This is a genomic window from Candidatus Pantoea formicae (genome assembly GCF_011752625.1).
GTDB classification, from domain to species: Bacteria; Pseudomonadota; Gammaproteobacteria; order Enterobacterales; family Enterobacteriaceae; genus Pantoea; species Pantoea formicae.
The window spans coordinates 365259-386776 of sequence record NZ_VWXD01000001.1 but is presented as its reverse complement, the minus strand read 5'-3'; the positions used below and the strand labels follow the sequence as shown (position 1 = coordinate 386776).

Genomic DNA, 21518 nt, shown 5'->3' with positions numbered 1-21518 from the left:
CATCGGACTCTGCATAAATACCCTAAGTTGAGGTTAAGGATGATGTTACTGGGCTTTGTGTCAAAAAATAGGCTTGCCCGTTGGAATGGCGCCCCGCTTTACCTTCCTGATTTTCAGTTCCACGAAAAACACAGTGCTGTAATCAAAACCACCGAGCCTGAAAAGATCATGCCGCTCATCACGGCATACGATCTTGGGCAAGATGCTATTATCCGAGCATTGATGTCTGTGCGACAGTTGCCGCAGAAACTACAAAAACGGGCGCCAAAAAATCAAGATGATAAATTCGGTCTGCAAACCTTCACGCTTCTTCACGCGTCTGATTTAGAACTTTACTATGGGTTAAGAGGACAGTTTTGGCGCGCAGACTTTGGCCTGGAAAAGATATCTGACGCCGAAGAGTATCAGCAGCCTGCGCGGCAGGGTGCTGCGAAGCTGTTGCTGCGCTATCAAGTCAATATTATCAATGACAACCAATCAGAACTCATTACAGAAACGTTCATTCACTGCCCGGATAAAATCACTCATTGTAAGATGGCTGCTTACTGGCTGGCGATCAGAGCGGGTAGCGGTCTGATCCGGCGCAGAATGTTAGGCGCTATAAAACATGAGCTGGAAATAAACCATAAAAGGCAAACAGAATGATTTCTAAAGAGAATGCTGAGCACTATAAATGGGGTGATAACTGCGACGGTTGGTATTTAGTCAATCGCCAGGACATGCTCATTATTCATGAGAAAATGCCTTCCGGCACGAGTGAGACACGTCACTTTCACTCTGTTTCCAGACAATTCTTCTTCGTACTGCAGGGTGAATTGACGATGGAACTGGAAGGTGAAAAACATGTGATTAAGGCCCAGCAGGGACTGGAAATCGCCCCTGGATTAAAACATCAGGCCAGGAACGACAGTGGATTTCCAGTTGAATTTCTTGTCATCTCCCATCCAACCCCACGAGGTGATCGTACCGATCTGACAGCCTGATATTCGCGATTGACTGCAAAACGAGTTTGGCTGGCACAATTCAATGGATGTTAAAGCTGCGTTTTTGACATCCTGTCTCAGAATTTCAAAGGGTTACCTCCTCTCAATCATCCCCCACATACCCGCAAATACCCCGCTCAGACTCTTGTTCCCCACTTCAGAAAGATGGTTGTCGTCGCGATACAGTGGCACATCCTCTCTGGCTCCGTAGCAGAAACTGCTGTCACATAACCCTTGAGTGGCATCCAGCAAGGTGACGTCAGGCGAGAGCGCCGCGATATTCTTAAGCATCGCCAACGCATCCCGGTGACGTGATTGATACTCGTCACGAGACTGCTGAATCGACAACGCTTTTCCACGCATCGCATCGCGTGACATACGATAAATCACGTCATAACCGAACTCCGGCACTGGCGTCATGATAAAGACACGATGATGGCTGGCCAGCTGTTTCACCGCAGCGCCAAAATGCTGTTGATAGGCGGCGATGGAATTGCCGTCCTGCCTGAAGCTGTAGGTTGGCGCGCTACTTCCACTGCCGTATTCGCCGTGCAGATAAAACGACATGCGATTGATGATCAATACCGCTGCGTTGGGATATTTACGTTCAATATCGGCCATTGCCGTCTTAACAAAACCGCCGCAATCAGGGCTGGCGCTGCGTTGAATATCCGGTACCGAAGGACAACCAGACTGCGCGATGAATACCACGCCATCCTGCGGTCTGGCGTTCGCTACAATCGAGGACAACATGGCTGAGGCGTGGCTATCGCCCAGTACCACCAGATTCACCTGGCTGGCATCGCCAAACACGCACTGTGGTGATGTGATACCGCTGAGCACGAAGCAGTTTTTAGCAAGCTCAAAGCGTTGCTGTGAATAGTGATTAATGGAGGCAACCACGGCAGGCGCGCGTGCGGGCATTCCGGCTCTGGCTACGATCGTCACGCCAAACAGTATCGCCAAGGCAGCCTGCCCCAGCGCGATAGTTGTTTTCCGGCTGAACCCGCTTTGCCTGTTCTCAACCCAAGCGTAAGAAGCCCAACCGGCAGCCAATGACAGCAGGATTAGGATTAGCTGGCAGACGAACGTGACTGGCCAGTCCGCCAGATGCCAGAACACCCATAAGGGCCAATGCCATAAATAGATTGAGTAAGACGTTTTCCCAATGTGCTGCATGACGCGATGGTTTAACCATCGACTGTTCTGCACCCCCGCGTGAAGAATCAGCGCGGTGAACAACACCGGTATCAGCGTCATAATGCCGGGCCACGCGATGTTTTCATTCAACATTAGCGCACAGAGTATCAGTGCCAAAATACTCACTGGCGGAACCCACCCTTGACCGCTCAATCGGGTTTTGGGCGCCAGATACACTAATCCGCCAACCAGCATTTCCCATGCGCGGGTGGGCAACAAATAATAAGTGGCGGTGAGATGAAAATCAGTAGCAACCATCGCCAGCACCAGCCCAAACGACAAGAGTGCAGCGATGCCCATCACCCAGGCAAACTGCTGGCGCAGGAAACGCGCGGTGAACATTAACGCCAAGGGTAATAATAGATAAAACTGCCACTCCACGCTTAAAGACCAAGTATGCAGCAGCCATTTATACACAGCACCGGTATCAAAATAGCCGCCCTGCTTGAAGTAGACCACATTAGAGATAAAGCTGAGGCTGGAGACCGCGTGCTCCGCCATACGCTTATACTCCTCTGGCGGCATCAGGAAATAGCCCATCAGCATTAATATCGCACATAGCATCATTAATGGCGGAATAATTCGTCTGCAACGCGCCGCATAAAACGCCATCAGTGAAAAGTTATTATGATTAAGTCGTGACAGGATAATGCTCGTCATTAAATAGCCAGAAATAACAAAAAACACATCAACACCGAGAAATCCTCCACTCACTTGGTTAAAGCCAAAGTGATAGAGGATGACCAGCATAACCGCATAGGCTCGTAGCCCGTTAATGTCAGAGCGGAAAGTCATGACGATGATTCCCTGAAAGAGGTTTCAGGGTAATGTAAAGATTGTGATAACACTCGGCAATCGATGAAAACGTGGTGATTCCATAGTCACAATTCTCATGATGGAACTATGCACTCGGTGTTTTTTCTTAGGGAAATGAAATTATAGCTCGATTATTCATTGAGTTATCAAAGTAGACACAGGAAAATATTTTAGAGACTGTTTACTTATTTAAATGAAAGATTGTCAGGACATTCAGAATAATGTTAAATCTCATCAACAAACATTAATAAACCAGCAAATATGAACAATTGATATTTATCTGGCGCTAACACCGCCGATGCATATTCAATTAAACAGCAATCGTAGTGAGCGCGACATAAAAAGTATACCTGTGGCCGTTAATGGCACGCATACACTCAAACTAAAACTCTATGTTAGGATTCATGCATCCCTGGCACATCTCCTGAGGTAAAAAGTGACTTCTCCTGCGGTTCATGAATGGCATCAAAATAACTATCTCATCAGTACAGACAACGCAAAGCTGGATGTGGTGGCAATACATCAGTATCTGACGCGGTCGACATGGGCTCAAGGCATCGATTTGCAGACTGTCTCCACCTCTATGCAAAACAGTCTGAACTTCGGTATTTATCATCAGCAGTCACAAGTAGGTTTTGCCCGACTGGTAACAGACTATGCAACTTTTGCCTATCTTTGCGACGTTTATGTGCTTGAAGAACATCAAGGGGAGGGACTAGGAAGAGCGCTAATGGCGTGTATTCATGACCATCCAATATTCAATAAGCTGCGCAGAATCATGTTGTTTACCACCACTGCACCCTGGCTTTATGAAAAATTTGGCTATGAGCCAGTAAATCGCCCGAATTATGCGTGGACCATTACCCGACCTGATATTTATAGCCGCGAGAAAGATCAGGGTTAATCCATCGAAATGATTAATAGGCGGTGATCATGATTGCCGTCTGTTAGGGTTAACTTCTGAGAGAATGAGTCTCTTTTCCCAACAATATCGCTAAATTTTCCGGAAAATACCGTTCCCCACTATCCTCCAGTTGTTGCAGGTTCCACCAGCGAAAGTCAGTCATCACTCGCCGCTCATGTGCAGTCCATCCGGAGGTAGCGATCTCCTGCTCGCCCACATGCACCTTAAAGTATTGCTCCTGCGCTAATACCCAGTCGCCACTGGGCAATTGCATCTCAAACTCGCGGTAACCCACCGCATCATCCAATTCTGTACGTGTAATGCCAGTCTCTTCAAACAATTCGCGAAGGGCTGCCTGTTTCCAATTCTCATTCTCTTCCACTGCACCACCGGGCGTAGCCCAATAGCGCTGTCCGTCCAAAGCATCGCCTTGATGACTGAAACGAAATAACAGTATGTGCTGCTGAGGATCAATGATAAGTAACCGTGCCGATGACCGTGTTCTCATTTTGATGTGCCTTGTTCCTTAGCTATTTCTTTCCAGGATGTTGCCATCCGCATTTTGGTAAGTAAAATCATGAACCAAGAGAAAGATGCCGAACATATCATCGAACTCTACTAAAAAGCCGCATAAATGTGGAATAAGCTGCCTATAATGCTTTTACTCATCAACAGTGGTTAGTACGTTTTATGGCGCTGATTCCGGCTTAGGATGAGATTCTTGATATCAGTTGCGATACCCTGCTTATCTTTACCAACCGCCACGGTGAAGGTTAAGCGATGGGCATTCCCTTTACCGTCATCTTTATCATGCCAGCCTCGATCCGCAGCTATTAGCGAGCAACGACCTTACGGTGTTTCAGCAGATCACTGTAAATACCCTCTCAGACGTGGGCATGCATACAAATCGTGCTTAGATGTATATAAATATCCAGTAAGGCCGACTTAAAATTGCATTAACACATTCCATGGCTTGTTTTGAATCCATTTACGTGCCATTCCTGCTTAGCCTTGATGAATATAAATGGGAAGAATATTGACATTAAGTAGCCGGAAGAACAAACCCATTTTTTAAGCGATGAATAATTTCCTCTAACGAACCTCTAATATTCAATGCCTTGAGATCGACATTTTCGCCTGTCAAACTTTCAATGAACTGAGTCATATCCTTAAATATAGATAATGGTAGCACCACTGGTGTATCAGATAAAAGACCTACTAACCTCAAGACATCGTTCCGGTGCTTATTAACATCTTTACTATCAACTTTTTCATTCAAAGACTTTCGATGTGATAAATCGAGCCATGCCTTAGCTTTAAAGGGGATAAGCCTATCAGCATTAATGAAGGTAAGGCCACTTTCTTCAGCATAATTTCTACCTTCCATTAAGAATTTATAATAATCCTCATCGAGTAGAATCGCGGAAAGGCTAGAAACGTTCTCTTCTACTGGAATTGGAGTCAGCGTTGCATCATCATCTAACGTCAATCCTTCAGGCATCCTTGAAAATAGTTCAAGCTGGAAAGGATAGTCCGTATTAGCCGGCTTAGAGAAACGGTAGCAGTTAGGTTTTCGGTCACCCTTTTCGCGAATTTCATAGTTGCCTTCTTTAATAAAATCCCAAAAATGTGAGACGAATTCTGCGGATAAAACTTCTACCACCAGGACAATATCAAGGTCTTTAGTTGCACGAAAACCTAAACCCACCTCATCCATTGAAAGGCTAGAAGCAACACCACCAATCAGTACATAATGCTCCTGCCAATTTTTAAAGTGCTCAGCAAATCGTTCAAGTCCTTTTACTTCAACCACGGTATCTCTCCCATCATTTCATCCAAAGCGATCTGAATACGCTCATCATTGTGATCTCTTAAGCTTACAAACAGTGAAATAGGGTCTGCAACCTCGGCACCCACTATTGGATTTGGATATGTCCATAGTTCGACCGTTGCTTTTATTTCATCAATAGATTCTGTTTCCCAAACCTCTCCTTCTCTAACGAGTGTAGCGAAATCCTCTTGCGTTAATCCATATATAGGTTTCGCTGGTTCAGCTAGCATGCTGTATTGTGCCAGAGCAGTTTCCCCGGAGAAAAATATTCCCTTTCCGATATCTAGTCTCGCATTTATAAAAACCTCTCGCTTTATCGGTGACTTTAATAGGGGAGTAATCTTTTCAAAAACTAATTTTTCTGGTTCGTTGAAAAAATAAGTACGAGCCTTATCACCCCTAAAAAGAACACCTATATTAATCAACTGGTCAATGACTTTAGAAATCGTTACACGGCTGTAAACTAAACCCTGTACTAGTTGCGAAGATGTATATACCTCTTTAGTTGACCAACCACGATTAAAGCAAGCTATCATCACCGCTTGCGTAGCTGGGAAAAGATTCTCTACTTCAATGCTTGAGCGCTTTTGACGATAATTTTCCCTGAGATCAAGGGCGAGTTCCGGAATAAAAAGTTGAGAATATGGCTTAATAAAATTAACGTTATTATTTATCAGGCTTTTACGATCTGCGGCAGACAGAGCGTTATTTACATAGACCAAAGGTTCTCTCGTTATTTTATGAATTTGTTTCAGATGCTTGCTTAGCGATACAATCCCTGGATATTCATCTTCCTTCTGAATGATGAGCACGAGATCATAAGTATGCTTCTCGCTTAGCCTTAGCTGCATATGTAGCAACTCGTAAGTATCCTTAATAAAAAATGGGACCTGCAGATCAATGAATTTGGGTGCTGAAGCCTTTAGGCCAAGGACTTCTTCTACATAGTTCTGAATTTCCTGCACTATCTTTTCCATAAAAACATACCATGTAAACCATTTTTTTCAATGTAAACCACATGAGTTAACATGTCAAAATAAGGTTTACTTTATCACCGACAGTTATGTCATTAGGACATACAAACAGTGGGGATCACGACCAAGAGGATAGCATCACGACGGCACTTAGTCTGCCATCACTACCGCCTACAATGACCACATCAGCCGCATTGATTAGCCCGTGTCCACTTATTGTAACTACGTTAAACTTTTCTGTGTAACGTAATCGACATGAAACTCGCCTAATGCCGTATCCGTTGGGCCAAACGTTTTCCTCGACACGCACGAAGGCTAATCTGCTGTAACGCATCGCGCTGCTTAGTCAAAGTTTCATGCAGGTTCATAATTTCTGCTTCCCATTTATTTCGCTTCGACTCTGGCAAAAGTAAACAGTGATAGCAAGCTACCAATCTTCTTTAGATATCTTTACATCTAAATTAGGATTCATCTATATCACTAAGTTATTAAGATCCTCTTAAGATATTTGTGCTTCACTTATTCATTGGCGAACACCACTTTTGACGCATTGCGTTATCACAATACTTTCGATGAGGAAGAGTGAATTATGCTGATAAAACTGAAGCGAACCAGAACCCATGTTGAAGATCGGAATCTCGCACTCTGCCTGGCCACGTCGGCCGGCTTGTTGAATGCCATGGCATTAGCCGCGTTTGGCTTTTTTCCCTCGCACATGTCTGGAAATATCTCGCAAATCTCCAGTGATTTGAATGAGATGGATGTCAGAAACCTGAAGATTTTTATCGCCATGATTGGTGCCTTTGTGACTTGCGCAGTAGTGGCGAGGATCTCGGTGGTACTGGGCGTGATAAATGGCCTGCGCACCGTTTTCAGCTGCATTCTACTGGCTGAAGGTTTGATGCTTATTCTGACGTCATTGTTTGAAATCTATTACTTCTCGGCCAATAACAATGTAGAAATATTGTTGCTGCTGGCCTTCTTGATGGGTGTCCATAATTCTACTTCGACGCAACTCTCTAACGGACGCGTTCGTTCGACGCATATTACCGGCACGCTGACCGATGCGGGCATCTCAATAGGTTCTGTATTCGTCGCACTGTTACGTCGTGATCCTTCCAAGAATATTCGCGTTTTCAAACAGCAACTTAACACCCATCTGGTGACAATATTTTCCTTCCTTACCGGCGGCATCGTGGGACTGTTAATTTTCAATGCGTTAGGTTTTGGTTCACTGATGGGGCCAGGACTGATTCTGGTGGTCATCGCGTCGCTCTCCATTGTTTTTACCTTGTTTAAAGTGAAAAACCGACGTCATGCAAAAATCGTCACTACCTGAGCATGGTAAATCTTAACGTCAGGCGATATAACAAGGGAAAGGACACCCACCATCGCAGAGGAATATATGGCGCTTTCACACGAACTCATTCTGATCTACACCACCTATTTTGTTGCCACTGCCAGCCCTGGCCCCAGCAATATGGCGATTATGGGTACGGCAATGAAAAAGGGGCGCAGCGCGGGATTAGCCCTGGCAAGCGGCGTGATTGGCGGTTCGATGATGTGGGCGCTTTTGGCGGCCTGTGGTGTATTAACCGTGCTGGCGACTTTCGCCCAGTTACTGATTGTGCTGAAAATCGGTGGTGGCCTGTATCTATTATGGTTGGCGTTCAAGGCAGGCAAATCTGCACTACGCCGCCCTGATGCCACAGAATTTGCAGCGACGGGCGAGAAAGTCGCGTTCGGGAAGCTGTTTCGCCAAGGCATTTTAATGCACGTTGGCAATCCCAAAGCCATTCTGACATGGGTGGCGATCATGTCTGTGGCGCTGAAACCCGATGCGGCGGCATCAACTTTACCGATGATTATTATCGGTTGTGCTGCCATCTGTGTCTTTGTGTTCTGCGGCTATGCGCTGCTGTTTTCGACTGCGGTAATGGCGGCGTTTTATCGTCGTATCCGCCGTGGACTCGATGCGCTGTTAGCCTGCTGCTTCGCGCTAGCAGGTTTGAAATTGGTTTTAAGCCGCAGTTAGGAACTACATCATGATTAACCGCATCAGCATCCAGAACTACCGCTCCATTCGCGATCTGGAACTGGAACTGGACGGCATCAACATCATTTTTGGCCCTAACGGCTGCGGCAAGTCGAATATCTACAAGGCACTGCACCTGCTCTCCGCATCGGCCAATGGACAGGTTTCGCCCGCCATCAGTGAAGAAGGCGGGCTGGAGAATGCGATGTGGTCCGGTTCACGCACCCACTGGACACCCCATCGTATCGCCATTGCCTGCGACACAGACGAGTTTGAATACGAGATGCAACTCGGCTTTCCCGATCGCTTGCCCTACCCAACCCAGTTTCAACTTGATACCGTTTTTAAAGAAGAAAATATCTGGCTCAGTGGCTTTGAGCGCCGCGCCAGCGCGCGCATTCTGCAACGAAAAAATCAGGCAGCATTTCTGATTGATGTGAATGGCGAAAAACAGACCTTCACCGAATCGATTTATGAAAATGAGTCGATTTTTGGACAATTAGGTGAACCCCACCGCTTTCCCGAAGTCTCTCAGGTGCGCGAACGCATGCGAAGTTGGCGCTTTTACCATGACTTTGACCTCTCACGCCATTCCGTACTGCGCAAGCCCGCAATCGGATACCGTTCCCCGGTGCTGGCCAGCGATGGGCACAACCTGGCGGCGGCGTTTCAGACCATCGTTGAAATCGGTGCGGTTGAGGTACTGGATGAGATCCTCGGCAAAGCGTTTCCGGATTGCCGCTTTTATGTAGAGAACCAGCGTTCTCATTTTGAGCTGATGATGGAACGGGAAGGATTAAAGCGCGCGCTGCATGCCTATGAGATGTCAGAAGGGACGCTGCGTTTTCTTTGCCTGAGCGTTGCCTTACTCAGCCCACGCCCACCTCACTTTATTGCCCTCAATGAACCTGAAAACAGCCTGCACCCAGAGATGCTGCCCGCCCTGGCTTCATTGATTGTGGAGGCTGCACGTTACAGCCAAATCTGGTTAACCAGCCACTCCCCACGTTTAGCGGAGTTAATTGGATCTGCGCAGAATTTCCGCTTGTATCAACTGGCGAATCAACAGGGAGAAACGGTGCTGGCCTGAGGTCAGCACCCTTTGCAGAATCAGGAGTTATTTGGCGTTGCAGCCGGGACTTCACTGAAAGCAGGCTTCTGGCGCGTGACGGAATAGACCACGTTTTTAGGCGCCTTGTCGTCTGTCGTCACATCGACAGAGGCAATGGTCACTTTGCCAAAACCAAACAGGGTTTGCACGTAACCGCCGACCTGATGCTTGCCTGGCGCAACATGGAGCTCTTTGTTCTCACCCTTCTGTAACAGACCTGCGTCTTGGCCATCCACCGTGACATACACGGAAGAGCCGTCGTCAGTTCGCGTCACCAAATGCGATACGTTGATCACGGTCGGCCCGCTATCAAACTGGGAAGGAATGTTGTCGTTCTCGATGGGTGCGGCAGCAGGGGCGTCAGCCTGCGCAGTCGTGCTGCTATCTGCGGCGTGGCGCGCACAGCCGGTGAGCAGTAATGTGGCCGTCAATGCGGCGAAAGTGAAACGAGAAAACATCGTGAACAAAAAACCTCTGCTAAATGAGAAGTGTTTATTTTAGCGCGCCTCTCGCAGTGATGACAGTCACACAAATCCAGTATTTTCTGAAAACCTGTTGCCAAGGGTTGCGATGCGTTACTGGCAGCACGGAATGCGAAAGGGGCGCCCTCACGAGCGCCCACCGGATTACCAGCTGTAGCTTACAGAAGCGACAATGGTTCGACCGCTGCCATAAAAACAGGCGCTGGTGTTGCTGCACGAAGCCACATAATGCTTATCGGCTACGTTATTGACATTCAGTTGCAAGGTCGTGCCACGTAATGAATTTGCTGCTTCGCCCAGCTCGTACTTCGCCATCACATCATAGAGCGTGTAATGCGGAACCTTATTTGTCCCTGTTTCATCAGCCGGTGCGGTGCCGGTGTAGCGCACGCCGCTGCCAAGGGTAAAACCGTTCAGCACGCCATTAAGGAAGGAATAACTGCCCCATGCAGAAGCCGCATGACGCGGAATACTCGAAGGTGAATAACCGATTCGTTCAGTGATGCTGCTCTCTTTAGTCACCGCATCGGTATAAGTGTACGCCGCCGTCAGTTTAATCTCTGGCGTAACCTGCGCGTGCGCTTCAGTTTCGATTCCCTTCGAGCGCACCTCACCGATTTGCTCGTTATAGCCCGTCACACTGTTATAGGCGGTAATGTTTTTCTGAGTGATATCAAAGGCTGATACGGTAAAGACCGCATCCCAACCCACGGGTTGATATTTGATGCCGACTTCACTCTGTTCACCCGTCGTCGGTTTGAACGGATCGGTGCCCGGCGCACCACTATTGAGATTGGGTTCGAATGAGGTGCTGTAACTGATATACGGTGAAATGCCATTTTCGAAGGCATACAGCAAGCCCGCTCGGCCAGTGAACTTGCTGTCATTCTGCTGTGAGTCGGTGTTATCAACGCGGTCCTGAGTCCGCACTTCACTCCAGTCATGGCGACCTGACAGCAACAGATTCCAATGATTCCATTCCATCTGGTCTTGCAGATAGACGCCCAGTTGGTCGAGTTTTTTTCGCGTACTGGTGGCAAGCGTCAAATCACTTTCGTTGATAGTGATGCGAGTCGGATTTGCCCAGTCGAGAATGTATTGGTCGCCACGGTCAAGCCACAGTTTGCTATCAACATCGCTCCATTTGTAATCCAGCCCTCCCAGCACGGTATGCGCCAGATTACCGGTTTCAAAGGTCGCTTTAAGCTGGTTGTCTATCCCCAGTTCTTTAGACTTAATTTTATCGTGCTGAGGACGACGGTTAATGGAATGATCGTTATCCGCATCATAGGTGTAGACCAGATATTTGTAGGATTCATCCATATTGCTGTAACGCAGATTCTGCGTGAAGCTGATGTTATCACTGAGGTTATGCTCAAATATGTAGCCAATAGACGTCTGCTCACGCTTAGCTTCGTTGAAGCCAGGGTCGCTGACGTTAAAGTCGTAAGGGATATAACCCGCACTGGTGTTAAACAACGTACCATTGGCAGGCAGGAAGTTACGGTATCCAGCTTTCGGCTCATTTTGATATAGCGTCAACAGCGTGAAACTGGTGTCAGCATTAGGTAACCAGGTCAATGCTGGGGCAATCGCCACCCGCTGCTGCTTATTATCCTTCACAAACTCATGTTTAGTGCTGGCGACGCCGTTTAAACGATAAAACAGTGTGTTGTCATCGTTTAATTTGCCACCAAAATCAAATGCCGCTTCCCCAAAGTGCTGATTACCGGTGCTGAATTGCACTTTATGGATGCTTTGGGCGGTAGGGCGTTTGCTGGTCATGGCAACGATGCCGCCAGGATTCACCTGCCCATACAAAACAGAAGCAGGACCATGAATCATCTCAACGCGTTCCAGTAACCATGGATCGACCTGACCTGCTGCTCCCCCCTGCCCCGACAAACCGTAGCTCAAGCCATCGAGGAATTTCGGTGCATAGCGGAAACCACGCGCGATGATTTCATCGTTACGGTTTGAGTTACCGCGATAGTTGGTCAGCACACCACTGGTATAACTCAACGCATCGGCTACCGAGGCAGCGGCTTGGTCATCCATCTGCTCACGGGTTATCACCGAAATCGACTGCGGCGTTTTAAGCAGCGGCGTGGAGCTTTTTGTTCCAGCAGCACTCTCTTTTGCTACATAACCCTGTAAAGGTGAAGTGACGCTTTCGCGCATGTCTGCATTAACGGTAATGCTTTCTTCCGCAGCGTAAACACTGCAAGCCGGTGCCATCAACAGTATTGAGGCCAGCGACAAATGAAGAGGGGAATGTCTGAACGGAAGTGCCACAGCAGGTATGACTGATTTTTTTGTTCTTACGGACATAGTTGCCATCTCTATTTCAAACTACCTTGTCAATGAAAAATCCGTTCAGCCTAATCGCTCAGCGGAAAAAGCTGTAACAGATTGAAATATTAAAACTATGAAGATTAAACGGCCCTGATTCCGACTTATTAAGTGTAATTAGCTGAAAACAAGTAGGTTTACAGGGCGAAAGAATACTATTGCAAATGTAAATCGTTATCAATAGCATTTGCATTTTGTTTTTTAATGTAAACTCTTTGAAGAAAATATGGAGACGGATTACAGGATGTTTCGAGCCAATTCAGAAATTCAAACCGTTAAAACGTGCCCCACTGGGACAGTGGCTCATTGGTTGCAACTGAATAGTTTGGGCACTGATAGCTGGTGGCAACGGGTCTCTGAGGTGGGAACGCCAGTGATTGAGCGCGATGGGTGTGGGAAAACCACCATGCATTTTTTCTGGCGTGACCCACAGGGTTATTCCACGCAATCAACGACTGAACGCGTTTATATTGATATCAATGGCGTCACCGATCACCACAGCACCACCCCTGAATCGTTGAAGCGGATGGGTGCAAGCGATGTTTGGCATTGGTCAACCCTTATTGACCCGAACTGGCGAGGCAGCTACAGCTTAATTCCTGTGAGCGCAGAGCATTTGCCTCCGTTGTTTAGCGGCAGCGACGAGGCATGCGAAGTGTTACAGCGCAGGTGGTGGATATCCTTGATGCCGCTGGCAATCCCAGACATCCTCAATCACTCACGCCCTTTTATGAACAGCCGCGGTACCGCCTTGAGCAAAGCGCATATGCCAGACGCACCTTATCAATCCGCTTGGGCGTTGCACGATGCCGGGTTAAGCAAAACAACGTTGACAACACTGCAAACGCTGCAATGGCAAAGTACTCTGCTTAACACCACACGCACCGTCTGGCTCTTTACCTCGGGAGAAACCGCTGAGCCGGAGAGGCGTCCACTGGTGATCCTTTTAGACGGTCAAAACTGGGTTCATGGTCAACCGATTTTTAGCGCACTGGAGCACGCCACCGATGCAGGCGAATTACCCCCCGCCAGTTGGCTGTTTATTGATGTCATTGACAGCCAGCACCGAGAGGTCGAATTGCCGTGTAATGAAACCTTCTGGCAAGCCATTCAACAAGAGTTGCTACCCTTTGCCCAGCAACATGTCGCTTTCAGCCACGAAGCGAGTCGGACACTTGTCGTCGGGCAAAGCTATGGTGGTCTCGCTGCACTCTATGCGGGTTTGCACTGGCCGCAGCGTTTTGGCGGCATTCTCACGCAATCCGGTTCTTTTTGGTGGCCCCACCTTCAATACATCCGCGACTATGCCAACCGCGAGCAACATGCGCCTGGGCTACTCCTGCGACAGCTGCAAAACAATGAATTACCAGCTGGAAAGTTAAAGATCTTTCAGGAGGTCGGCGATCGCGAAGCAGATATGCTCTACGTTAACCAGCAAATGCGACCCGCTCTGGAAGCAGCGGGACACTCACTCCACTTCCGTTGTTATTCCGGTGGGCATGATGCCCTTTGCTGGCGCGGTGGGCTGATTGATGGCTGCCGCTGGCTGCTGGCCGACTGCCTGAATGGTTAGGCGTTTAGCGAGTGAACTGCCGCTCTATGCTGCTGAGCATATTACTGGCGCTGTAGTAATCGAGGCGGAAAGTGTCGTTGCCCATGGCAAAAATGTCGTGATGCTGCACGGCGGATAAATGCGCGAGGAACGGATTCTTCGCCACTTGCGGCACCGTTTTTTCATCAGCAGCGAACAGCAGCAGCGTATTCCCGGTGACGCCATCCGCCATTGTCTCGCCATTAAGTTGAATGATGTCATTGCGTTTGCCCATGCTGGTACTGCCCTGTAGGCTGGCGGGCGGCATCGCCAGCGTAAAGCCTAGCGCCTTGAGCAATTCGCCCTGCGCCGAAGCCGGCGTCCATATATTCATTCCGCGCCCATCTTCGTAATAAACAATCGCCGAGGTGGGCTGCGGCGGCAGGGTAATTTTGCTGCGCAGCGACTCGACGCGTTGATCAAATTTTGCAATCACCTGCTTCGCCTCCGCTTCATGGCCAGTGATATGACCAAGCTGCAACGTCAGCGCCTGCCAGCTCTTATCGCCGTAATCAACCACCAGCACGGGCGCGATGGTTTTCAGCTGATCGTAAAGTTTCAGCGCGGAGTCTCCACCAGTGGCAGCGATGACGATCAGGTCCGGTGCCTCGGCCGCAATCGCTTCTGCGTTGGGCTGGGAAACATACAGCGGCTTAACGTGACGGGCTTTGGCGACCTCCCCCCATTGGGTAAAGAAGCCTTGGGCATCGGAAACGCTGCTGTTGCGGCTGGTGGCGCCAGACCCAATCAGCGGCGCGTTAATCGCCAGTAAGGTGCCGCTTAACGTCACGCTGGTAGAAACAATACGCTGCGGTGGCTGCGCGAGGGTGAACTGACCTTGCGGTGTGGGCAGCGTGCGTGGCCAGCTGGCTGAATCTTCAGCGGCAAACGCGGGTTTGAACAGAGAGGTGACGCAAAGCAGTATGGCCAGAACGGGCAAACGCATCAGGTTATCCATCACTTGATAATTGAGAATGGATATCATTATCAAAACAATGACGTGGTGCAAGCGGATTTCGTAGCGGGTGATTGATGACGGGTGCCGCGTGGACAGGAGAGCTGAGAGATGCACAGTGTGTTACGGGCCAGCTATTTAGCCAGCCCGCACACCGGTTACTGCTCTAAAGAATAGCGCGTCATCGGCGCCACGGCTTTAATCAAACTGTTGGCTTTCATATATTCACCAAAGGCCTCATAACGCGCTTTATCAAAGCTCGCACTGTGGGCAGCGAACAGCGGCAACGTCGCTTGCCAAGCCTGGTGGTTAAGCTTGGTATCCAGCTCTGGATACTGCTTAATGAAGGCTTTCCACGCCTCTTCAGGATGCGCACGCAACCACACCACGCCAGCATCTAAGCCACGTAAAAATGCTGGAATACGCTTGTCCTGTGTAGCATGTTGGTTATTCGCCAGGATGATCAGCTCATCATAAGCGGGCACACCGTAATCTTCCGGCTTGAACACCACTGGCTTCGCGCCTTTATCTTTCAGGTCGATGAGCTCGTAGTTACGGAAGATTGTCATCGCGCCGTCAATTTTGTGCGTCAGCAACGCCGAGGTGGAATCCATATTCAAGCTAATCAACTTAACCGAATTCACATCCACGCCCTGAGATTTCAGCATGTTGCGGATGGCGACATCTTCCGAACCCGGTACCGCGTAGCCGAGGGTTTTGCCGGCGAGGTCTTTAAGGGAGTGAATATCGCTGGAAACAGTGGTTAAGGTATTTAACGGCTGTCCAATAAGCGTACCGACGCGAATCACCGGAACATCTTTCTCCACCAGCGTATAAAGCTGTGGTTGATAGCTAATGGCCAGGTCCGCTTTACCTGCTGCCAACAGCAGCGGAACGGATGCAGAGTCTGCTGGCGCGATCATTTCAACGTCCAGCCCTTCCTTCTTAAAGGCGCCGCTGTATTGTGCCGCAAAGATTGCTGCGTGGTTAGGGTTAACAAACCAGTCAAGCAGCAGGCGAACTTTCTCTGCAGCATGCGCACTGGTCGTCGCCAGTAACAGCAGTGCAGTCATCATTGTACGTAGGGTGTTCAAGGTGCGTCCTTATGTTGAGTGCCAGAGGCGTTTTTTACGAATAAATGCCACGCTGCCAGAGAGCAGCAGTGCCAGAATTAATAGCAACAGCAGAGCAGCAAAACTGGTGGCCGTTTCCAGGCGGGCGTTGGATTGCATCATCAGATAGCCCAGCCCTTCGCTAGCCCCAACCCACTCTCCAATCACAACACCGATGGGTGCCAGCACCACTGCCATCTGCAAACCAGAAAAAAATTGCGGTAATGCCGCAGGCCAGCGCACATGCCAGAACAGCTTCACGCGTGAGCTATTCATGGTTTTTGCCAGCTCCAGCCAGCCGGATGGCGTGCGGCACAATCCATCGAACAGTGATAAGCAGAGCGGGAAAAAAACGATCAGAGCGGCCACCACCACTTTTGACGCAATGCCGAAGCCCAGCCACAGCACCAGCAGCGGCGCCAAGGCAAACACTGGAATCGCCTGGCTGGCGGTAACCAGCGGAAAGAGCAGGCGACGTAACGTCTGACTACCCGCCATCAGTACCGCCAGAATCACGCCTGTCCCTACCCCCAGCAGCAGCGCCAAGACGATCTCCGCCAGCGTGTAAAGGGCGTGATGCAGCAGCAGTTGGCGATGCATCCACAAGGCTTCGAGCACCGCCACCGGAGAAGGCAGTAAAAATTCCGGTACACCGCTTCGTCTGGCTAGTAACCACGCGCAAAGCAGCACCGCGATCAGGTAAATCGCGCTATAGAGTTTTTTCATCTTGATTCAGTCGTGAGAATAGTTCGGCCTGCGCTTTTAACAGGCCTGGATCGACTAGCTGACGTGGCACATCACCGTTTGGCACCGGCCAAGCTTCCACCGTTAACGGTTGGTCATGCAGCAGCACAATGTCATCAGCCATACGGCAAGCTTCGAGTGGATCGTGGGTGACCAGCAACACCGTTTTGCCTTTCAACAACGTGGCGGTCAGGGTTTGTAGGCTAAGTTTGGTCATTACATCAAGTGTGGCGAAAGGTTCATCCATTAGCACCACGTCACGCTGTGCATACAGGGTACGTGCCAGTGCGACACGTTGCCGCATGCCACCTGAAAGCTGGCTGGGTGGTGACTCCGCCACCTCACTGAGTTTCACCTGCTCCAGCAGTGCTAGCGCGCGGTGACGATCCGGTTTCTCCCCGTTCAGGCGCGCCGCAAGCATGACGTTTTCCAGTACCGTTAACCACGGATAGAGCAGATCCTGCTGCCCCATCCACGCCACCTTATCCTGTAAGCCAGTGATACTGCCGTGCTGCGGTTGCAGTAATCCTGCGACCAGTCTCAGCAGCGTGCTTTTGCCAATGCCACTGCGCCCCAGAAACACCGTGGTTTTCCCACCGCGCAGTTGCAGATTCAGTCGTTCGCACAGGGCATTTTCGCCCCAGCCAAAGGTGACATCATGAAAACCAATCGTATTCATGGACGACGCGCCGCTAAAATAGCCAAACGCGTAAAGCCGCGTTGTGCCAAATCCGCTGCTGCTTTAGCCGCGCGAATGCCGCTGGCACACACCAGCACAATGCGCTGATCCTGCGGTGGCTGCCATTGTGCGAGCGCCTGCGGCAAAATGCGCTCTACCTTTGCTGCCACACTCTCCGGCGCTTCCTCCAGACCGCGTAATTCGACCACACAATCATCCGCCGCCAACTGTTTTTGATCGATAAAGGGCACGGCCTGTTCTGGCTCTTCGGCCCCGTCGAAGCGGAACTGACGAAAATGCCAGTTAACGAAATCGCAGTTCACCACACATCCCAGCGGCGAGGGCTGTAAGCCCAGCAGTACGCTCAATGCCATCTGCGCCTGCATCGCACCCAAGGTGGCCACAGCCGGTCCCATAACCCCAGCGGTGTTGCAGTTGGCGGCAGATGAAGGCAAAGAGGGAAAGACCGCACGATAGCTCGGGGCATTACCGCAGAAGCCCCCTACATAACCTTGACGGCCCAACACAGATGCACTGATAAAGGGAATACTGGCCTGTAAACAGGCGTCAGAGAGTGGGTAAGTGACGGCGAAGTTATCTGCGGCATCAATCACCACATCGATATCGCTGAGGATGTGTGGCAAATCGCTGCCACTGAGTGCATGCCGGAACGCTTCCAGTTCCACCTCAGGATTACGCTGCTGCAACGCCAGCTGTGCACGCTCCACTTTGGCGTATCCAATATCCTGCATGGTAAACAAGGTCTGGCGATGCAAATTATGCAGTGCCACCTCGTCATCATCACACAGGCGGATAAAACCGACGCCCGCACCGACCAACTGCGGTAACAGCGTGGCGCCTAAGCCTCCGGCACCGACAACCAGCACGCGCGCTGCCGCTAATTTTTGCTGCCCGGCCACCCCGATTTCCGGCAGCATCATCTGCCGTTGATAGCGATCCATGATGGCTCCTTAACTCAGGTTGGCGAGGCCAAAGATCGGTGTAGAAGCCGCTGCCATATCACGCTTTTCCATCAAACCGGCACGACGCGCGGCCTGGCCTGCTTCAATCGCTAAGCGGAAACTCTCCGCCATGCCGACCGGATCGCCCGCTTTCGCCACTGCGGTATTCAGCAATATGCCATCGAAGCCCATCTCCATCGCCTGCGCGGCTTGGGAAGGTGCGCCGATTCCTGCATCAATAATCAGCGGAATATCGCTGAACCATGCGCGCATCGCGCGCAAGCCCTCGATATTGCGTAATCCCTGGCCGGAACCAATCGGCGCGCCCCACGGCATCAGGAGCTCACAGCCCGCTTCCAGTAATTTTTCACCGACAATCAAATCTTCAGTGGTGTACGGAAATACCTGAAAACCGTCTGCGCACAAGATGCGCGCGGCTTCGACCAGCGCGAACGGATCGGGTTGTAACGTATCGGCATGACCGATCACCTCCAGCTTAATCCATGAGGTATTGAACAGCTCGCGCGCCATCTGTGCAGTGGTCACCGCTTCTTTAACCGTGTGACAGCCAGCCGTGTTGGGCAGCACGTGCACATTCAATCCCGTGAGCAGCTCACGGAATGCCGCACCTGCTGCTCCTTCACGCCGTAAACTGACGGTGATGATGTCGGTGCCCGAGGCGGCTATCGCCTGTTGCAAAACGGCCGGTGAGGGATACCCAGCGGTTCCCAGCAGGAAGCGAGATTGCGGTGCAAAATCGTAGAACATGGCTCAACCTCCCTGCATCGGTGATAACACTTCCAGCTGGCAACCCTCTTCTAACGTCTGGTTGCTGTACTGGCTTTTCGGCACAAATTGACCATTGAAGGCACTGGCGACGCAGGCAGCGTCAATTTGCTGTTCGATCAGCAATTCGCTGAGTGTTTTAGCCTCGGTGCGGATCGCCCGGCCATTAAGCTGAATGTTCATGTTGTTGTTCCCCGAAAAGGCGTTGCATCAACTGTTCTGCCATCATCGGAGCCAGCAGAAAACCATGGCGATACATGCCATTAAGATAGTAAGTGTCATTTTGATAGCGGATTTCCGGCAGATTGGCCGGATAAGCCGGACGCAGGCCGCTGCCGCTTTCCACCACACGTGCTTCGGCTAGTGCGGGGTGAATGGCATAGGCTGCACTCAAGAGTTCCATCATGGCGCGCGCGCTGATGGGGCTGGCATCATCGCTTTCCACCATGGTGGCACCGAGCATAAAGTGGCCATCACGGCGCGGCACCAGATAGCAGGGAAAGCGGGGATGCAGTAGACGAATCGGGCGCGAGAATTGCACTTCATCGCTGTGCAGAATCACCATTTCGCCGCGCACCGCGCGCAGGCTGGCTAATTCACCTTTGGCGTGAATCCCACGACAGTCAATCACACGCCCACCCGTTTGCTGCGCAGCAAAACGCACACCGCGCTGCAGCAGTTTTTCACGCATTTCTGTCAGGGCGAGGCGTGGGTCAAGGTGCGCTTCGCGCGCAAAGAAAAGCCCGCGCGCAAAACGCCCTTCCAGCATGGGCTCAATCTCACCAGGATCGATCCATTGATGCTGATCCGTCATACGCGCAAAGCGGGTGAGTTCCTGGCTGTCGCGTGGCGGTGCGACCACCAGCGTGCCTTGGTGTGTCACGCTGCTGACCCGCTGCTGCCACCAGGCAGCGGAGTGTTGCCCGAGGGAGATAACCTCTTGCGGTGCACTTTCAGATTCGCACCAGGGCGCAAGCATGCCACCCGCAAACCAGGACGCAGGTTGATGGCGTTCATCGCCAATGACATTGACCTCTTCACCGCGCTCAGCCAGCAAGGTTGCCACGCACAGGCCCGCCACGCCGCAGCCTAATACCGTCCAGCGGCTCACTGCTGTGGTTCCGGAATATCAAGGGAGTTCACATCGGCCTCTCAGATTTCGCTGAGACCCGCAGATACAGGAGGAGGGAAAGAGAGCGCGAGCGATCCTCTGCGCCAGACAACGTAGACAATACGCTGTCAGTCTTCCTACGCCAGTATCAACTGGGTCAGGTTCAAAGGGTCGCTAAGCCGCGCATTGCGCTTTTAGCCTCTCAGTCTCTTTGGCGAGACTCCCCCGACGCGTCTATTTGTATTGCAGGCACCGTTCGGCGTCAAGCGTGGATTTCGTTATGTGATAAAGGCATTTATCGCTACGCAAGCGTTCTGGATCACAACCGTAACATATGGTATACAAAGGCATTATTGCTACTATTCACGCGCAAGTAATTACAGGTGATGTCGGATTCATTATGAAAAATATCAGGATTGCATTTATTAAAGCCGGCTGGCACAAAGAAATTGTGCACAATGCTTTGGTCGGTTTTGAACAGGAATTAAAAGCGCAAAACGTTGAAGCAGAATTAAAAGTGCTGGAAGTTCCAGGTGCATTTGAAATGCCGTTATTGGCAAAACGTTTAGCGGAGACGGGCAAATACGATGCGATCGTTGCTGCTGCGCTGGTGGTTGATGGCGGTATTTATCGTCACGACTTCGTGGCTGCCGCTGTGGTGGATGGCCTGATGAATGTGCAACTGACCACCAATGTGCCTGTATTCTCAGTGTCACTGACGCCGCATAATTTCCAGCCGGTCGATGTGCTGGAAAACTTCTATACCGAACACTTTATCAAGAAAGGCAAAGAAGCCGCGCGTGCTGCGCTGGCGATTCATAATTTGTCGATTGATTAATTGCTCGTCCCCTATTTCGCGGTGCGGGCCCTCACCGCGAAATTAAATAAGC

At 50.4% G+C, this 21518-nt stretch carries 22 protein-coding genes and 1 riboswitch; of the genes, 8 read left to right on the top strand and 14 right to left on the bottom strand.

Translation table 11 applies throughout. The annotated features are described in order from the left end of the window. Nucleotides 1-42: 42 nt before the first annotated feature. Together F3J38_RS01990 and F3J38_RS01985 are read left to right on the top strand one after the other, a co-directional pair. Entirely contained in the window at nt 43-645 is a 603-nt protein-coding gene (locus F3J38_RS01990) for a hypothetical protein (RefSeq protein WP_167135548.1), read from the top strand. Then, nucleotides 642-983, top strand: coding sequence for a cupin domain-containing protein (locus tag F3J38_RS01985; RefSeq protein ID WP_167134622.1), 342 nt, complete (start codon nt 642-644; stop codon nt 981-983). The genes F3J38_RS01990 and F3J38_RS01985 overlap by 4 nt, the downstream gene beginning before the upstream one ends. Nucleotides 984-1076: 93 nt before the next feature. Here F3J38_RS01985 and F3J38_RS01980 read toward each other — a convergent pair whose 3' ends face one another. Beyond that, complete coding sequence (locus F3J38_RS01980; RefSeq protein ID WP_167134620.1) at nt 1077-2978, bottom strand: acyltransferase family protein; 1902 nt, start codon at nt 2976-2978, stop codon at nt 1077-1079. A gap of 457 nt (nt 2979-3435) precedes the next feature. On the opposite strand from F3J38_RS01980, the gene F3J38_RS01975 reads away from it, so the two are divergent. After that, complete coding sequence (locus F3J38_RS01975) at nt 3436-3903, top strand: GNAT family N-acetyltransferase (protein ID WP_167134619.1); 468 nt, start codon at nt 3436-3438, stop codon at nt 3901-3903. 49 nt (nt 3904-3952) lie between these two features. Here the strand turns inward: F3J38_RS01975 and F3J38_RS01970 are convergent, their stop codons facing one another. The 3 genes from F3J38_RS01970 to F3J38_RS01960 all read right to left on the bottom strand — a co-directional run bounded on the left by F3J38_RS01970 (nt 3953) and on the right by F3J38_RS01960 (nt 6711). Continuing rightward, complete coding sequence (locus F3J38_RS01970) at nt 3953-4411, bottom strand: NUDIX hydrolase (RefSeq protein WP_167134617.1); 459 nt, start codon at nt 4409-4411, stop codon at nt 3953-3955. A 534-nt stretch (nt 4412-4945) separates the two neighbouring features. Continuing rightward, nucleotides 4946-5716 carry a hypothetical protein gene (locus F3J38_RS01965; RefSeq protein WP_167134615.1) on the bottom strand — a complete coding sequence of 257 codons (771 nt, stop codon included), beginning with the start codon at nt 5714-5716 and terminating at the stop codon, nt 4946-4948. After that, complete coding sequence (locus F3J38_RS01960; RefSeq protein WP_167134613.1) at nt 5704-6711, bottom strand: hypothetical protein; 1008 nt, start codon at nt 6709-6711, stop codon at nt 5704-5706. The genes F3J38_RS01965 and F3J38_RS01960 overlap by 13 nt, the downstream gene beginning before the upstream one ends. A gap of 586 nt (nt 6712-7297) precedes the next feature. Between F3J38_RS01960 and F3J38_RS01955 the strand changes: the two genes are divergently transcribed. From F3J38_RS01955 to F3J38_RS01945, 3 genes are all read left to right on the top strand, one after another. Beyond that, nucleotides 7298-8047 carry a YoaK family protein gene (locus F3J38_RS01955; RefSeq protein WP_167134611.1) on the top strand — a complete coding sequence of 250 codons (750 nt, stop codon included), beginning with the start codon at nt 7298-7300 and terminating at the stop codon, nt 8045-8047. A 66-nt stretch (nt 8048-8113) separates the two neighbouring features. Next, nucleotides 8114-8743: a LysE family translocator gene (locus F3J38_RS01950; RefSeq protein ID WP_167134609.1), complete on the top strand. Its 630-nt coding sequence runs from the start codon at nt 8114-8116 to the stop codon at nt 8741-8743. A 10-nt stretch (nt 8744-8753) separates the two neighbouring features. Further along, on the top strand, nt 8754-9833 hold the full coding sequence (locus tag F3J38_RS01945; RefSeq protein ID WP_167134607.1) for an AAA family ATPase: 1080 nt from the start codon (nt 8754-8756) through the stop codon (nt 9831-9833). Nucleotides 9834-9853: 20 nt separating this feature from the next. On the opposite strand, the gene F3J38_RS01940 is transcribed toward F3J38_RS01945, so the two are convergent. After that, nucleotides 9854-10312, bottom strand: a complete 459-nt coding sequence (locus tag F3J38_RS01940) for a hypothetical protein (protein ID WP_167134605.1) — start codon at nt 10310-10312, stop codon at nt 9854-9856. A gap of 168 nt (nt 10313-10480) precedes the next feature. After that, the gene (locus tag F3J38_RS01935) at nt 10481-12667 is read right to left on the bottom strand and encodes a TonB-dependent siderophore receptor (protein WP_167134603.1); all 2187 of its coding nucleotides are present in this window, start codon (nt 12665-12667) and stop codon (nt 10481-10483) included. A gap of 265 nt (nt 12668-12932) precedes the next feature. Here F3J38_RS01935 and fes point away from each other — a divergent pair, with 265 nt between their 5' ends. Next, on the top strand, nt 12933-14261 hold the full coding sequence (gene fes / locus F3J38_RS01930; protein ID WP_167134601.1) for an enterochelin esterase: 1329 nt from the start codon (nt 12933-12935) through the stop codon (nt 14259-14261). A 4-nt stretch (nt 14262-14265) separates the two neighbouring features. On the opposite strand, the gene fepB is transcribed toward fes, so the two are convergent. The 8 genes from fepB to F3J38_RS01890 form a co-directional block, all read right to left on the bottom strand. Then, complete coding sequence (gene fepB / locus F3J38_RS01925; protein WP_240155871.1) at nt 14266-15225, bottom strand: Fe2+-enterobactin ABC transporter substrate-binding protein; 960 nt, start codon at nt 15223-15225, stop codon at nt 14266-14268. A 167-nt stretch (nt 15226-15392) separates the two neighbouring features. Continuing rightward, nucleotides 15393-16328 carry an ABC transporter substrate-binding protein gene (locus F3J38_RS01920; protein WP_167134597.1) on the bottom strand — a complete coding sequence of 312 codons (936 nt, stop codon included), beginning with the start codon at nt 16326-16328 and terminating at the stop codon, nt 15393-15395. A gap of 9 nt (nt 16329-16337) precedes the next feature. Next, a complete protein-coding gene (locus F3J38_RS01915; RefSeq protein WP_167134595.1) occupies nt 16338-17072 on the bottom strand; it encodes an ABC transporter permease in 735 nt (244 codons plus the stop codon). Continuing rightward, nucleotides 17056-17769, bottom strand: coding sequence for an ABC transporter ATP-binding protein (locus F3J38_RS01910; protein WP_167134594.1), 714 nt, complete (start codon nt 17767-17769; stop codon nt 17056-17058). Before F3J38_RS01910 ends, F3J38_RS01915 begins: the two co-directional genes overlap by 17 nt. Continuing rightward, on the bottom strand, nt 17766-18731 hold the full coding sequence (locus F3J38_RS01905) for a HesA/MoeB/ThiF family protein (RefSeq protein ID WP_167134592.1): 966 nt from the start codon (nt 18729-18731) through the stop codon (nt 17766-17768). The genes F3J38_RS01910 and F3J38_RS01905 overlap by 4 nt, the downstream gene beginning before the upstream one ends. 9 nt (nt 18732-18740) lie before the next feature. Then, the gene (locus F3J38_RS01900) at nt 18741-19499 is read right to left on the bottom strand and encodes a thiazole synthase (protein ID WP_167134590.1); all 759 of its coding nucleotides are present in this window, start codon (nt 19497-19499) and stop codon (nt 18741-18743) included. Between the two features lie 3 nt (nt 19500-19502). Continuing rightward, nucleotides 19503-19700 (bottom strand): sulfur carrier protein ThiS, encoded by a 198-nt coding sequence (gene thiS / locus F3J38_RS01895; RefSeq protein WP_167134588.1) that lies wholly within the window; start codon nt 19698-19700, stop codon nt 19503-19505. Beyond that, nucleotides 19684-20628 (bottom strand): FAD-dependent oxidoreductase, encoded by a 945-nt coding sequence (locus F3J38_RS01890; protein WP_167134586.1) that lies wholly within the window; start codon nt 20626-20628, stop codon nt 19684-19686. The genes thiS and F3J38_RS01890 overlap by 17 nt, the downstream gene beginning before the upstream one ends. Before the next feature lie 117 nt (nt 20629-20745). Next, a riboswitch (TPP riboswitch) is annotated at nt 20746-20865 on the bottom strand. A gap of 163 nt (nt 20866-21028) precedes the next feature. Here F3J38_RS01890 and F3J38_RS01885 point away from each other — a divergent pair. Next, nucleotides 21029-21466 carry a 6,7-dimethyl-8-ribityllumazine synthase gene (locus tag F3J38_RS01885; RefSeq protein WP_034830445.1) on the top strand — a complete coding sequence of 146 codons (438 nt, stop codon included), beginning with the start codon at nt 21029-21031 and terminating at the stop codon, nt 21464-21466. Nucleotides 21467-21518: the final 52 nt, after the last annotated feature.

Bases quoted from the DNA above. Each gene is read 5' to 3' on its own strand.
- F3J38_RS01990 (WP_167135548.1), top strand. From the start codon at position 43: ATGTTACTGGGCTTTGTGTCAAAAAATAGGCTTGCCCGTTGGAATGGC.
- F3J38_RS01985 (WP_167134622.1), top strand. From the start codon at position 642: ATGATTTCTAAAGAGAATGCTGAGCACTATAAATGGGGTGATAACTGC.
- F3J38_RS01980 (WP_167134620.1), bottom strand. From the start codon at position 2,978: ATGACTTTCCGCTCTGACATTAACGGGCTACGAGCCTATGCGGTTATG.
- F3J38_RS01970 (WP_167134617.1), bottom strand. From the start codon at position 4,411: ATGAGAACACGGTCATCGGCACGGTTACTTATCATTGATCCTCAGCAG.
- F3J38_RS01960 (WP_167134613.1), bottom strand. From the start codon at position 6,711: ATGGAAAAGATAGTGCAGGAAATTCAGAACTATGTAGAAGAAGTCCTT.
- F3J38_RS01955 (WP_167134611.1), top strand. From the start codon at position 7,298: ATGCTGATAAAACTGAAGCGAACCAGAACCCATGTTGAAGATCGGAAT.
- F3J38_RS01950 (WP_167134609.1), top strand. From the start codon at position 8,114: ATGGCGCTTTCACACGAACTCATTCTGATCTACACCACCTATTTTGTT.
- F3J38_RS01945 (WP_167134607.1), top strand. From the start codon at position 8,754: ATGATTAACCGCATCAGCATCCAGAACTACCGCTCCATTCGCGATCTG.
- F3J38_RS01940 (WP_167134605.1), bottom strand. From the start codon at position 10,312: ATGTTTTCTCGTTTCACTTTCGCCGCATTGACGGCCACATTACTGCTC.
- F3J38_RS01935 (WP_167134603.1), bottom strand. From the start codon at position 12,667: ATGTCCGTAAGAACAAAAAAATCAGTCATACCTGCTGTGGCACTTCCG.
- fes (WP_167134601.1), top strand. From the start codon at position 12,933: ATGTTTCGAGCCAATTCAGAAATTCAAACCGTTAAAACGTGCCCCACT.
- fepB (WP_240155871.1), bottom strand. From the start codon at position 15,225: ATGCGTTTGCCCGTTCTGGCCATACTGCTTTGCGTCACCTCTCTGTTC.
- F3J38_RS01915 (WP_167134595.1), bottom strand. From the start codon at position 17,072: ATGAAAAAACTCTATAGCGCGATTTACCTGATCGCGGTGCTGCTTTGC.
- F3J38_RS01910 (WP_167134594.1), bottom strand. From the start codon at position 17,769: ATGAATACGATTGGTTTTCATGATGTCACCTTTGGCTGGGGCGAAAAT.
- F3J38_RS01905 (WP_167134592.1), bottom strand. From the start codon at position 18,731: ATGGATCGCTATCAACGGCAGATGATGCTGCCGGAAATCGGGGTGGCC.
- F3J38_RS01900 (WP_167134590.1), bottom strand. From the start codon at position 19,499: ATGTTCTACGATTTTGCACCGCAATCTCGCTTCCTGCTGGGAACCGCT.
- thiS (WP_167134588.1), bottom strand. From the start codon at position 19,700: ATGAACATTCAGCTTAATGGCCGGGCGATCCGCACCGAGGCTAAAACA.
- F3J38_RS01885 (WP_034830445.1), top strand. From the start codon at position 21,029: ATGAAAAATATCAGGATTGCATTTATTAAAGCCGGCTGGCACAAAGAA.